Source organism: Cognatazoarcus halotolerans (assembly GCF_009800965.1).
In the GTDB taxonomy this organism is placed as follows: domain Bacteria; phylum Pseudomonadota; class Gammaproteobacteria; order Burkholderiales; family Rhodocyclaceae; genus Cognatazoarcus; species Cognatazoarcus halotolerans.
The window spans coordinates 150,199-163,478 of the sequence record NZ_WUAF01000012.1; the positions used below are offsets into that span (position 1 = coordinate 150,199).

Below are 13,280 nucleotides of genomic sequence, written 5' to 3' on the forward strand. Positions count from 1 at the left end.
ATGGCTAATTTCACCCGACGTAGTTTAGCGTTAATCGCCGTATTGCTGCTCTCTGGCTGCGGTTCGCTGCCCGAGGAAAAGGACGAGACTGCGGGCTGGTCTGCGCAGCGGATATACAGCGAGGCGTCCGAATCGATGACCGACGGCGGCTACGACCGGGCGATCAAGCTGTTCGAAAAACTTGAGGCCCGGTATCCGTACGGTCGCTATGCCCAGCAGGCCCAGCTCGAAGCCGCTTACGCTTACTACAAATCGGGTGAAGCCGCACTCGCAGTTGCGGCCTGCGACCGTTTCATCAAGCTCCACCCCGATCACCCGAATGTCGATTACGCTTACTATCTCAAGGGCTTAGTGCACTTTAACGAAGATCTCGGCCTCCTCGGCAATCTCGCCAACCAGGATCTCTCTGAACGCGACCCGGCCGGTGCAAAGGAATCTTTCGATACTTTCCGTGAGCTGGTAACGCGGTTCCCCGAAAGCAAGTATGCCGCCGACGCAAGCCAGAGAATGCAGTACCTGATCAACTCGCTTGGCGCCCACGAGGTCCACGTCGCACGCTACTACTACAAGCGGGGGGCCTATCTCGCTGCGGTAAATCGTGCCGCAGAAGCGTTGAAGTCCTTTCCCAATACCCCTTCGAACGAAGAAGCACTATTCATCATGGTCAAGGGCTATGACGCCCTCGAACTACCGGAACTGCGCGACGACGCAGACAGAGTGCTTCGCAAAAGCTTCCCCAACAGCACTTATCTGCTTGGAAGCGGGGCAAACGGCAAACCATGGTGGAAGCTTTGGTAAGGCAGGGCTGCGAACGCCGACAATACTGCGGCGCCCCCGGGCGATAGGGTCGCGAATGGATTCTTCCGTCATCGCCGCGCTGGCCAAGTGGCCCAATGTCCCTGCGGTTTTCGGTTGGCTACGGCTCGACCGCCGGGGTAACTGGCTCATCCGCGGCGAACGGCTCCACCAACCAGCCCTGACCGGATTCATCTGCAGAAACTACGACCGTGACGAACACGGCAGATTCTTCTTCCAGAACGGCCCCCAGCGGGTCTACGTCAGTCTTGATTACACACCATGGATCTGCCGGTTCGAGCAGGGCAATCCACATACCCACACGGGCCAGCCGATCACCGCGGAGGAGATCCTGTTGGACGACGAAGGCAACATGTTGATCCGGTGGACCGATCAGATCGCACTGATCGATGATCGCGACTTGCCCTCGATGCTCGCATGTCTTCGCCATCGCGACGGAACCCCCGTCGATGATTCGACCGTTCTACTGGCGATCGATCGACAACAGACTGATCTCGTCCTTGAAAAGGGTACGCTGCGCATCCCGGTGACCAATGCCCGTCGGGAGGACATTGCCCCACGTTTCGGATTCGATCCGGCGCCCAGCCCGGACTGAGACAACCCGAATCATTCAGATCGGCGGCGCGGCTTGCGCGCCCCCCCTTCACCCATGGAATAGCTGTGCCGGGCCGCAGCCATGTCGGCAAGGGCGGCAGCAACCCTTTGGTTGATCGACCCGGTTGGCATAATTCCCTTTGCATCGGCAGTACCCGCGGGCAGTCCGGTGAGAACCTCCATCGCTTCGTCGACCGAGGTGACTGCATAAACCGTGAACCGCCCTTCCGCTGCCGCAGCAACCACGTCTTCTCGCAACATGAGATGGCGAACATTCGCCGCCGGAATCACCACACCCTGTCCTCCGACGAGGCCGCGAGCAGCGCATAGATCGAAAAATCCCTCGATCTTCTCGTTTACACCTCCGATAGCCTGTACCGCCCCGAACTGGTTGACCGATCCGGTAATCGCCAATGCTTGACGAATCGGAATGTCGGCCAGCGCTGAAAGCAGCGCGCAAAGCTCCGCAAGTGATGCGGAATCGCCCTCAACGGGCGCATAAGATTGTTCGAAGACCAGACTCGCCGTCAGAGACAGGGGTTGATGGCGAGCATATCTGGCCGCGAGGAAGGCCGACAGGATCAGAACGCCCTTTGAGTGCAGGGCCCCGCCCAATTCGGTTTCACGTTCGATGTCTACGAGATCGCCATCACCCAGCCGGGCTGTTGCGGTGATGCGCATCGGATGTCCGAACTGCTCCCCCGCCAGTTCGACGACGACCAGCCCATTGACCTGCCCTGCCTGGCTTCCGTCAGTGGCGATCAATACCGTGCCATCAAGAATCGACTCGCGGACCTTGGACGGAAAACGATCGAAGCGGCGCCGCCTTGCCTGTCTGGCCGCATCCACGTGCGCCACGCCGACAAGTTCGGCGCCCGCAAGATCCGCACAATAATCAGATTCGCGCATCAGATCCGCCATCTGCCGTGTCTGCAACGAGAGTCGCGCACCATCGTCGGCGAGTCTCGAAGACTCCTCGATCAGGCGCGCCACCGCTGCCCGGTCGAACTCGCGCAGACCATTCCCTCTGGCCAGCGTCGCCAGCAGGCGCGCCAGTTCGTATTCTGTGTGGACTGACCGCGGAATGTCATCCTCGAAGTCTGCCGCCACCTTGAACAGTTCCGGGAAATCCGGATCGTTTTCGTTCAGAAGGTAAAAGATATCCCGGTCGCCAAGCAGTACGACCTTGAGGTCGCATGGCACGGGCTCCGGTTCGAGCGTCAAGGCGCCCCCCCAGCCCTGTGCTTCGGCCGGCGGTTCGATTCGGATCTCCCGCGACCGCAATGCTCGCTTCAGGCCTTCCCAAGCATACGAATGGCTGAACAGCCGGTTCGCGTCAATCACAAGATAGCCGCCATTGGCCCGCTGCAAGGCGCCAGCACGAACGAGGTTGTAGTTGGTCACCAAGGCACCCATCTGAGCCAAATGCTCTATCCGCCCTATCAGATTCCCAAACACCGGGTTGTCTTCGGTGACCACCGGAGCCCCGGTACTCGAAGAATGATCCACCAGCAGATTCACTTGATAGCGGTGAAAGCGGATTTCACTACCATCGGTATCGAGATCCTCTTCGTCCTCGCCCGGATCTCGCCAGTCCTCGCCGGTTTCGAGGAGGTCGTCCCGTACTGCAGCAAGAAAGGCGACGACCCCGGGGTAGTCGGCGAACTCGTTCTCTGCCGGATGAAGGAGATGATCCACCGCGGGCAGCAGCGCGGCCCGGATCGCCGCTCCGATCGACTCTCGTAAGGACCTTCTCCATCCGGGAAAGGCGCGCAACGCGTCCTCGAGTCGGTCACTCCAGGCGACAACAGCCTTTTCGATCTTTTCCTTCGCGGATCCGGACAGATCTGCGTAATCATCCGGAGCAAGCGGCTCTCCCTTTTCGGCGGGAGCAAATACATAGCCCTCGGCGGTGCGCAGCAGACAAAGTCCGTCCGCCTCACAGGCACGGCCGAGTTCGAGTATGGCATTTTCCTCACGGGCCTTGTGTGCATCCTGCAAGGCCTTCACCCGACTCCGATGGACGTCCGCCTCGAGTGCCGCACTGACTGCCGGCCCGACCTCACGCAGCAGTTGCTGCATCCGCGCCCGCAGCCTGGCTCCCATTCCGGCCGGCAATCTCAACAGCCTGGGCCGCAACGGTTCGGCAAAGTTGTGGACATAGCAAAGATCCGGGGGCACCGGTGCGCCATCGGCAAACTCCGACAACACGCGCGAAACCGTCGCATGGCGGCCGGTTCCGGTCTCGCCAAGCACGAAGACGTGATAGCCGGGCTGACGCATCGACAGCGCAAAGCGCAACGCCTCCTCTGCCCGCTCCTGTCCAAGGCCGCCAATCAGGTCCGGAAGCTCCGAGGAACGCTCAAACCGCAAGCGCTCGGGATCACAACGTTTGCGCAGCAATGCTGCAGTCAATGCTTCTGATCTGGCCATTTTTCTCGTTCTCCGTCGGACCCAGGACATTCCAACGCCGTAGGCCTTGCTTCGATCGCGCCCTGGACCCAGAAATGCGGACGGCGGGCCCCGTGCCAGCCGGGACCCGCCGTATGCGGCAAGCTCGGGAAAAGCTCATCCGCGTCCGTAAGTATCCTCAAAGCGCACGATATCGTCCTCGCCCAAATAGCTTCCCGATTGGACCTCGATCATCTCCAGCGGCAGTTTTCCCGGATTCTCCAGCCGATGCGTCACCCCGAGCGGAATGTACGTTGACTGGTTCTCGGACAGCAAGAAGCTTTCCTCGCCCCGAGTCACCATGGCAGTACCACTCACCACGATCCAGTGCTCGGCGCGATGATGATGCATCTGCAGGCTCAACCTCCCCCCCGGCTTGACCACAATGCGCTTGACCTGGAATCGCGCGCCGTTGTCGATCGAATCATAATTGCCCCACGGTCGGTGCACCTTGCGGTGGGCACTGGCCTGGGTACGCTGATCGGCCTTGAGGCGAGCAACGATCTTCTTGACGTCCTGGGTGCGATCCTTGCGCGCCACAAGCACCGCATCCGGCGTTTCGACGACGACCACGTTGTCAAGACCAACGCCGGCAACCAATCGGCTGTCGGCAAAGACGAGGGTTCCGCTGCAATCCTCGAGGATGACGTCACCGTGGGCAACATTGGTGTCGTCATCCTTTTCGGCTACCTGCCAGAGGGCTTCCCATGCCCCCACGTCCGACCAACCAGCGGCCATCGGGACCACCACGCCAGCGATATCGAGCCCACTGTCGACGAGCCTTTCCATGACCGCGTAGTCGATCGAATCGGAAGGGCTTTCGAGAAACGCCACCTTGTCGACCCGAACGAAATCCGCATCGCGCGTCGCGCCGGCGTATGCCCGACGGCATGCCGCAGCCATGTCGGAATTGAATGCCTCGATCGCCTTCAGCCACACGCTCGCCCGCATCATGAACAGACCACTGTTCCAGAGGTACTCTCCGGACGCCAGGTAGGCCTCGGCAGTCTCAAGGTCGGGTTTCTCGACAAACGCCGCAATCGCCCGAGTGCCGTCGGCCAGTTCACCGTCCACACGAATGTAACCGTAGCCCGTTTCAGGCTGGTCGGGAACGATGCCAAAGGTCACCACGGCCCCGCCTTGGGCCGCGGATACGCCGGTGTCGATCGCACGCTGAAATGCCGCGCCATCACGCACGACATGGTCCGCCGGCATCACCAGCAACAACGGGTCGCTACCGTCATCGAGTGCGAGCAGCGCGGCAAGCGTGAGGGCCGGCGCAGTATTGCGACCGGCCGGTTCCAGCAGGATCCGATGGCTTTCGCAGCCACAACAGCGCAGCTGCTCCGCCGTAATGAAGCGGTACTCCTCGTTGCACACGACAATTGGCTCCGCCGCGACCGGCAGGCGCCCGGAAAACCCGTCCATTCGACGCGCGGTGGCCTGCAACATCGTCAACTCGCCGTTAAGAGCAAGCAGTTGTTTGGGGTGCTGCTCGCGAGACAACGGCCAAAGACGGGTTCCGGATCCTCCGGAAAGAATGACGGGCTGTAGATTCATGCTCTGATTTCGCTCTCAACAATAAGGTGGCCTGCCCGGATGCGGCATAAGCCGGGCGTCATGATAACCGGCATCGTCGTGGGGCATCATGGCAGGATGCACGACCCCGCTACTCATGACTCAAGCAGCAGATCACGCGCATTCTCGACAATTGCAACGACACAAGGATGACGAATCCGTCGCTCGACGGAAATCGCATAAAACTCTTCGAGTACGTCACGGGTACGCCCCAGCATGACGACGCCGTCCTTGCCGAGAAAATCGCTTTCAAGAGCGGTCGGGCCGGCAAAGACACCCACGCCCGCTTCTCCAAAGGCGCGCATCAATGCACTATCGTCGAAATCGCCCCGTACCTGAGGCCGGATTTCCAGCCGCTTGAACCAACCTTCCAGCCTTGACCGGATCGCAGCGTCCTCTCCCGGAAGAAGCATCGGCGCGCCGTCAAGCGATCCCGGGAAAGTCCCCTCAAGCGACGCGGCGAGATCCTCCCGCGCAAAGAACGACATGCCGGACTCGCCCAGACGGTGACTGAACGCCCTTACGCTGACGGATTGGGGAATCGGTGCATCGGCTATCACGAGATCCAGCCGGTGCACTGCAAGCTCCGACATCAGGCTGTCAAGTTTCCACTCGCGACATGCCAAACGGACTTTTTCGGGCAGGGTAAGCGCAGGCTGCAGCAACCGGTAGGCAATTGCCTTCGGCACCGCGTCGGCGACACCGACCCGGAAATCCTGCAAGCGCCCGCCCCTTTCCAGCAGCTCCACCGCCTCCTGAAGCTCCGAACCAAGAGAAAATATCTCTTCGGCATAGTCAAAGACTAATTGCCCTGCATCGGTCAGAGACAACGCTCGGCCACTCCGGTCGAACAATGTCACGCCCAGCGAAGATTCGAGCAGCTGAATCTGGCCGCTGACCGTTTGCGGCGTAACGTGCAACCGCTCGGCAGCCTTGATGACGCCCCCCGCCTTGCCAACGGTCCAGAAGTATCTGAGGTGTTTAAAATTCAGCATCTCTTCTATCAGTTTTTATCGAACAACCATTATCGATAAATCGAATTTACACGAATATTGAACCGATCTAGATTGCACGCTATCCCTTCACTAGAAAGGAGTCACACATGCAACTCGATCTTCAAGCACCCGGCCTGGCCATTGGGACCGGAATTCGCGAGCATGTCGCACGGCGCCTCAATTCGGCTTTGTCCCGTTGTTCGAACCGAATCAGGCGGGTCAGCGTAAGGCTCCGCGATATCAACGGGCCTCGTGGCGGGATAGACAAGCGTTGCAGCATCAAGGTGGAGATGGAGAACGCAGGCGCAATCACGATCGAGGAAAATGGATCCGAGCTTCGTTCGCTGATCAATCGGGCCATGGAACGTACCGCCCGCAACGTGTTCAAACGACTTGACCGGGTAACGCGGCCGGTGCGGCTCCGCAAGATGCGGGGGGAAACCGAACCGCTCGACCTAGAATGATGATGATTTCCGGAATTCGAAAGAGGAACAACACATGAACTATCAGGACACACGCGTTATTGGCCGCTCGGCAGAGAGAAGCTCTCTGCTTGCCACCCACAAGGTCTTGCGCAATACCTACATGCTGCTGTCGGCGACGTTGCTCTTCAGCGCGATCACCGCCGGTGCAACAATGGCACTGGGCCTACCCCACCCTGGCATGCTGATTACCTTGGTCGGTTATTTCGGCCTGCTGTTCCTTACTACCAAGCTGCGAAACAGCTCCGCGGGCATCTTGGCGGTCTTCGCACTCACCGGTTTCATGGGCTACACCCTGGGACCGATCTTGAGCTACTACCTTGCAATGCCGAACGGCACCCAGGTTGTCGCGATGGCAATGGGCGGAACGGCGATCATTTTCGGCGCACTATCCGCGGTGGCGCTGGTGACCCGCAAGGACTTCTCCTTCATGGGAAGCTTCCTGATGGTCGGCATGATCGTCGCATTTCTGGCTGGTCTTGCTGCAGTTTTCTTCCAGATGCCTGCGATGTCGCTAGCGGTTTCGGCTGCCTTCGTGCTGTTGATGGCCGGCTTGATTCTGTATGAGACAAGCAACATCATCAATGGTGGCGAAACCAACTACATCATGGCGACCGTTACGCTTTACGTGACGATATACAACCTCTTCACCAGCCTGCTTCACTTGCTCGGTTTCGCTAACAACGATTGACCGGCAAGCCGTATCAAACGGTACGAAGGCGGCGCCCGAAAAGGCGCCGCCTTCTTTCATTTCATGTGCATTATCGGCACGATAAACAACGATGCGACTGGCCGGACCGTCATTTCCCTACCAGGACGTTTCACGCTCCGCAGTGGCGGAGATCCTGTGAAGCGCGAGATCGGCGCCTTCGAATTCCTGCTCCGGATCGAGTCGCAAGCCGATCAGATACCTGATAGCCCCGTATATCAACGCACTTCCGATCAGCGCCACGGCAATGCCCGCAAGCGTCCCCAGCAGCTGCGCCGCCACGCTCACGCCGCCGATCCCCCCTAGCGCCTTGCTGCCAAATATGCCTGCTGCAACGCCACCCCAGGCACCACACAAGCCGTGAAGTGGCCAGACGCCAAGCACATCGTCAATCTTCCAGCGGTTCTGAGCCAAGGTGAACATGTATACGAACAAGCCGCCTGCAACAGCCCCGACAACCAAGGCACTCACCGGGTGCATCAGATCGGACCCCGCACACACGGCAACCAATCCAGCCAGCGGCCCGTTGTGCACGAATCCTGGATCGTTACGGCCAGCAATGAGCGCCGCGAGCGTGCCACCAACCATGGCCATCAACGAATTCAGCGCAACAAGGCCGTTGATCGCTTCCATGCGCTGGGCACTCATGACGTTGAAACCGAACCAACCCACCGTGAGAATCCAGGCTCCCAGCGCCAGAAAAGGAATGCTCGAGGGGGGGTGAGCTGCGATTCCCCCATCCTTTTGATAGCGTCCGCGTCGTGCGCCTAGCAGCAGTACAGCAGGCAGGGCAATCCAGCCTCCCACAGCATGGACAACCACGCTGCCCGCAAAATCATGAAACTGGGCGCCAAAGCTCTTCTCGAGCCATGCCTGAAATCCTAGATTGCCGTTCCAGATAACGCCCTCGAAGAAGGGGTAGATCAGCCCGACGATGAAGAAAGTCGCCAGCAACTGAGGTACGAACCGTGCCCTTTCAGCGATACCACCCGAAACAATCGCAGGAATCGCCGCGGCAAAGGTCAGGAGAAAGAAGAACTTGACCAATTCATAGCCCGAACTCGCTGCGAGTTGATCGGCGCCGTGCATGAAACTGGTGCCATAAGCAAGCGTATAGCCGACGAAGAAATACGCGACGGTCGACACTGCAAAATCGGAAAGGATCTTGACCAGCGCATTGACCTGATTCTTCTTGCGTACCGTCCCCACTTCCAGGAAAGCGAAGCCGGCATGCATCGCGAGCACCATGATGGCGCCCAACAGCACGAACAAGACATCGTTGCTCACTTTGATCTGCTCCACATCACACTCCCCATGCACAATGTGGGCGCACAAAGCAGATCACGTGCCAGAAAATATTTCCTTATTTTTCAAACGACTGTGAATTTCACTTCCACAAAGCGGCGATTTATTGCACCAACTACGTGCATCACAAGACGGTATCGCACAACATCGGTGCAAAGACACGTCCACTACGGCGCATAGCTTCAATTCGGTGCGTAACCGACAGGCAAGAGCACCCACATTTCCCCTGACTGACGCATGCGACCCGCGAGCGCGCCGTTCTCCGGCCCGAATCCCCAGAAAAAATCCGCCCTTACTACGCCCTTGATTGCACCCCCGGTGTCCTGAGCGACCATCAAGCGTCGCAGTGGACGAGACTCGTTCGGCCACGTGCTCGCGAGGAATACCGGGGCCCCGAGAGGGATCGACTGGGAATCCACTGCAATACTGCGCCCAGCTGTCAAGGGCACCCCGAGCGCACCGATCGGCCCGTCGTTGCCGGAGGGCAATTCACGGAAGAATACGAAACTCGGATTGCTTTGAAGCAGCTCGGACAAGCGCGAAGGGTTAGCCCGTGCCCACTCCTTTATCCCTGCCATCGAAGCCTTGTCCAGGGTCAGTTCTCCCTGCGCGACCAGCCATCGTCCGATCGATTGATACGGATAACCGTTCTGATCGGCATAGCCGACCCTGACCATTGAACCATCCGGCAGCAGAATCCGCCCCGAGCCCTGAATCTGGAGGAAGAAAAGATCGATCGGGTCGGCCGCCCACAGCAGCACAGGCGCCTTGAAGGCATCGCCGTGCGCATCAATTTCGCCACGGCTCCAGTAAGGCACGATGCGGCGACCTTCGATACGGCCGCGCAGACGATATTTGGCAAGCTCCGGATAGGCGGCTCCGAGATCGATTGTCAGCATGTCGTCCGGTACACCATAGATCGGCCAGCGATTGGCACCGCTACGAAACCTGCTGCCCCTGATCACCGGCTCGTAGTACCCGGTCACCAGCCCTTCTCGTGTTCCATCCGCGTTGACCAGCCGCCATGGCCTGAGCGCCCGCACCATAAACTGTCGCAACCGAACCTCGGAGACGCCCGTGCCCAGACTGGAGAGTTCGGCGCAAAACGTTTGCCATAGCGGTCTTCTCGCGAGAACGCTACAGGACTGCTTCAGCGCAGGTAGCGCCCCTGCAAGCCTGTCGGTCTGCCAATCGGGCAGATCCGACCAGTCGGCACGCTCAAGCGGCTTTGCCGGTGCCGCCGGCGTTGTGGTCACGGGCCCCTGTTGAGGGCAGGCCGGACAGGACGGGCATTGTGGCTTGGGGCAATTGAGCGGCTCCGGTCTGGGCATGGGGCCGGCGCAACCGGCCAGGAACGAGGTTGCCACAACGGTCGCGGCAAGCAGGCTTCGCAACGGATTCGTCATCTGGATCGATCGGTTAAACTCGCGCTTTGCGAAAGTCAGCAGTATATCTGCACCCTCGTTTTGCCCTGCCTGTTCAAGCCCGGAGTCGCCAATGTGGGTCATCTTGCTCGAAGCCGGCGTTGCGTTGGCGTTGTTATTGACAATAGTCTGGGTCACCTGGCCCAAGAAGAACAAGGACGAAGATGAGTAAGCCTTCCGATCTCTCCGCGCTGCTCGAGCGAGCACATGCGGTGCTCGAGAAACTGGAGCAGCTTCTCCCCGGGCCGGCGGAGGCCCCCGACTGGAAGGCATCGACCGCCTTCAGATGGCGGCGGCGCAATGGTCGTGCCGAGCTGATCCCGATTGAAAAACCACATCGAATCCGCCTCAGCGACCTCAAGGACATCGACGACCAGAAATCGCGCATTGACCGTAACACGCGACAATTCCTTGCGGGCAAACGAGCCAACAATGCCCTGCTGACCGGCGCCCGCGGGACCGGCAAGTCTTCGCTGGTCAAGGCTCTGCTCACGGCGTACGCGAAGAAAGGCCTGCGGCTCATCGAGGTCGACAAGACGGATCTTGTCGATCTGCCGGAGATCGTCGAACTGATCCAGGATCGTCCGGAACGGTTCATCATTTTCTGCGACGACCTTTCATTCGAAGAAGGAGAGGCCGCCTACAAGGCCCTGAAGAGCGTACTCGACGGTTCCGTTTCGGCCATGTCCGACAATCTGTTGATTTACGCGACCTCGAATCGCCGACATCTCATGCCAGAGTACATGGCCGAGAACCTGCAGGCTCGCCACGTGGATGGCGAGGTACACCCGGGCGAAGCTGTGGAGGAAAAGATCTCTCTGTCCGAGCGCTTTGGCCTGTGGATTTCTTTTTATCCTTTCAGCCAGGAGGAATATCTGAGCGTCGTGGAGCACTGGCTCAAGGTCTTTGGAGCGCCGAAGAACAGTCTCGACAGGGCCCGAGCCGAAGCTCTTCAATGGGCACTGATGCGGGGTTCGCGCAGTGGCCGAGTGGCCTGGCAGTTTGCCCGCGATCATGCAGGTCGCTTCGAGGAATGAAATGTCGAAACAGGTGAACGTCGCAGCGGCCGTGCTCACTCGTCCAGATGGCTCCGTATTGCTGGGTCAACGTGCGGCCGGTACCTTCTATCCGGGCTACTGGGAATTTCCGGGGGGCAAGGTAGAAGCGGGCGAAACGCCACGTGAGGCGCTGATACGCGAACTCAGGGAGGAACTCGGCATTGAAGTGCGCCAGGCCCATCCATGGCTGATGCGCGAGCATATCTACGAACATGCGCACGTCCGTCTCCACTTCTTCGAGGTTCCCGACTGGCATGGAACGCTCAGCGACCATGTACATGCCGCGCTTGCCTGGCAGGATCCGCATCGCTTCGACGTCGGCCCGATGCTGCCGGCTAACGGTCCGATTCTCAAATCACTGCGCCTTCCCCGCGCGATGGCGATCACCTGCACCACAGCGCTTGGGCTCGACGCCCAACTGATCGCTATCGACAAGGCCGTGAAGAACGGTTGCCGCCTGATACAGGTGCGGGAAAAAACGATGGATCTGTCGGAATTGACCAGATTCGTCGAACTGATCCGCCAGCGCAGCCACGGGACCGGCACGCTCGTGTTCGTCAATACAGCGCCGGCTTTTGCGATCAAGGCCGGCGCCGACGGCGTTCACCTGGATTCGATCTCACTCATGAAAACACGTACCCGCCCGGAGCTGGAATGGGTTGGCGCGTCATGCCACACCCGCGCGGAGCTGGAAAGGGCAGCCGAGCTCGGATTGGATTACGCGCTTCTCGGATCAGTAAAGGAAACCACCAGTCATCCCGGGCAGACGGGTCTGGGTTGGAACGCGTTTGCCACACTCGCTGCCGAGTTGCCTCTCCCCGTGTTCGCCCTCGGCGGCCTTGCACCGAGCGACATGAACGAGGCGCGCACTCGAGGCGCTCACGGTATCGCTGCAATTCGCGGTCTCTGGCAAAGCGGCTGACACCGCCGGGCTCAGTGCTCGAGCTTGCCCGGGTCCGGTTCCGAGCCCGGTACCCGATACTCGTCCGCAGCCCACGCCCCGAGATCGATCCTGCGGCAACGCTCGCTGCAGAACGGTCGCCATTTGTTGCTGACCGACCATTCGCTTGGCTTGCCGCAGTTAGCAGGTTGATGCAAAACCCAGTGAACGAACTGGGCGGTGGTTTGTCATAAAAACGCTCCCAGAACTCTCTGCCTGAAAGCGATGCGCGGCCAACTCGACCCCCAGTCCTCGATGTTCCATTACTTCTCCGCCGAATCTCGCGTGCCGACAGATCATCCGCTGCGTGGGGTCAAGACACTGGCCGAGCGAGCACTTGGCGCGATTTCTTCTGAACTCGATGCGCTCTATTCGAGCACGGGTCGCCCGTCGATTCCGCCGGAGCGGCTGCTCAAGGGCCAATTGCTCATCGCGCTGTATTCGATTCGCTCCGATCGACAATTCTGCGAGCAACTCGATTACAACATTCTCTTCCGCTGGTTTCTCGACATGGATCTGGAGAGCGCCAGTCTGGATCAATCGAATTTCAGTCGGCTGCGCGAGCGCTTGGTGGTCACCGACATCGCGCGCCGATTTTTTGATGAAGTCGTGTGCCTTGCGCGCCGTGAGCGGCTGCTGTCTTCCGATCACTTCACCGTCGATGGCACGCTGATCGAAGCCTGGGCCTCGTTCAAGAGCTTCAGGCGCAAGGACGGCGAGCCGCCCAAGGATGGAGGTGACGGCACCGGCATGGTCGATTTCAAGGGCGAGAAGCGATCGAATGCCACGCACCAGAGCACGACCGACCCGGAATCGAAGCTCATGAGGAAAGGCAACGGCCAGCCGGCCAAGCTCAGCTACGGCGGTCATGTGCTCATGGAGAATCGCAACGGCCTGTGCGTGGATATTCTGGTGACCGACGCGACGC

13 protein-coding genes are annotated in these 13,280 nt (G+C 59.7%); 7 read left to right on the top strand and 6 right to left on the bottom strand.

Annotated features, from left to right (window positions below):
- Both GQB03_RS16010 and GQB03_RS16015 read left to right on the top strand, forming a co-directional pair.
- Positions 1-798 (top strand): outer membrane protein assembly factor BamD, encoded by a 798-nt coding sequence (locus GQB03_RS16010; RefSeq protein ID WP_159691553.1) that lies wholly within the window; start codon positions 1-3, stop codon positions 796-798.
- Between the two features lie 55 nt (positions 799-853).
- On the top strand, positions 854-1,411 hold the full coding sequence (locus GQB03_RS16015; RefSeq protein WP_159691555.1) for a DUF2946 family protein: 558 nt from the start codon (positions 854-856) through the stop codon (positions 1,409-1,411).
- A gap of 11 nt (positions 1,412-1,422) precedes the next feature.
- Here GQB03_RS16015 and GQB03_RS16020 read toward each other — a convergent pair whose 3' ends face one another.
- The 3 genes from GQB03_RS16020 to nhaR all read right to left on the bottom strand — a co-directional run bounded on the left by GQB03_RS16020 (position 1,423) and on the right by nhaR (position 6,434).
- Entirely contained in the window at positions 1,423-3,843 is a 2,421-nt protein-coding gene (locus GQB03_RS16020) for a Lon protease family protein (RefSeq protein ID WP_159691557.1), read from the bottom strand.
- Between the two features lie 135 nt (positions 3,844-3,978).
- Complete coding sequence (locus GQB03_RS16025; protein WP_159691559.1) at positions 3,979-5,421, bottom strand: mannose-1-phosphate guanylyltransferase/mannose-6-phosphate isomerase; 1,443 nt, start codon at positions 5,419-5,421, stop codon at positions 3,979-3,981.
- A 113-nt stretch (positions 5,422-5,534) separates the two neighbouring features.
- The gene (nhaR, locus tag GQB03_RS16030) at positions 5,535-6,434 is read right to left on the bottom strand and encodes a transcriptional activator NhaR (RefSeq protein ID WP_159691561.1); all 900 of its coding nucleotides are present in this window, start codon (positions 6,432-6,434) and stop codon (positions 5,535-5,537) included.
- A 107-nt stretch (positions 6,435-6,541) separates the two neighbouring features.
- On the opposite strand from nhaR, the gene GQB03_RS16035 reads away from it, so the two are divergent.
- Together GQB03_RS16035 and GQB03_RS16040 are read left to right on the top strand one after the other, a co-directional pair.
- Positions 6,542-6,898 (top strand): HPF/RaiA family ribosome-associated protein, encoded by a 357-nt coding sequence (locus tag GQB03_RS16035; protein ID WP_159691563.1) that lies wholly within the window; start codon positions 6,542-6,544, stop codon positions 6,896-6,898.
- A 34-nt stretch (positions 6,899-6,932) separates the two neighbouring features.
- The gene (locus tag GQB03_RS16040; protein WP_159691565.1) at positions 6,933-7,607 is read left to right on the top strand and encodes a Bax inhibitor-1/YccA family protein; all 675 of its coding nucleotides are present in this window, start codon (positions 6,933-6,935) and stop codon (positions 7,605-7,607) included.
- Positions 7,608-7,724: 117 nt separating this feature from the next.
- On the opposite strand, the gene GQB03_RS16045 is transcribed toward GQB03_RS16040, so the two are convergent.
- Together GQB03_RS16045 and mltA are read right to left on the bottom strand one after the other, a co-directional pair.
- Positions 7,725-8,927, bottom strand: a complete 1,203-nt coding sequence (locus GQB03_RS16045) for an ammonium transporter (RefSeq protein WP_159691567.1) — start codon at positions 8,925-8,927, stop codon at positions 7,725-7,727.
- A 185-nt stretch (positions 8,928-9,112) separates the two neighbouring features.
- Positions 9,113-10,438, bottom strand: a complete 1,326-nt coding sequence (gene mltA / locus GQB03_RS16050; protein WP_200832253.1) for a murein transglycosylase A — start codon at positions 10,436-10,438, stop codon at positions 9,113-9,115.
- A gap of 80 nt (positions 10,439-10,518) precedes the next feature.
- Between mltA and GQB03_RS16055 the strand changes: the two genes are divergently transcribed.
- A complete protein-coding gene (locus GQB03_RS16055) occupies positions 10,519-11,391 on the top strand; it encodes an ATP-binding protein (RefSeq protein ID WP_159691569.1) in 873 nt (290 codons plus the stop codon).
- Between the two features lies 1 nt (position 11,392).
- Positions 11,393-12,334, top strand: coding sequence for a Nudix family hydrolase (locus GQB03_RS16060; RefSeq protein ID WP_159691571.1), 942 nt, complete (start codon positions 11,393-11,395; stop codon positions 12,332-12,334).
- An 11-nt stretch (positions 12,335-12,345) separates the two neighbouring features.
- Here the strand turns inward: GQB03_RS16060 and GQB03_RS16065 are convergent, their stop codons facing one another.
- Entirely contained in the window at positions 12,346-12,510 is a 165-nt protein-coding gene (locus GQB03_RS16065) for a DNA gyrase inhibitor YacG (RefSeq protein WP_159691573.1), read from the bottom strand.
- 67 nt (positions 12,511-12,577) lie between these two features.
- On the opposite strand from GQB03_RS16065, the gene GQB03_RS16070 reads away from it, so the two are divergent.
- Positions 12,578-13,280 (top strand): transposase (locus tag GQB03_RS16070; protein ID WP_200832254.1); only part of this gene is annotated, 703 nt, incomplete at its 3' end.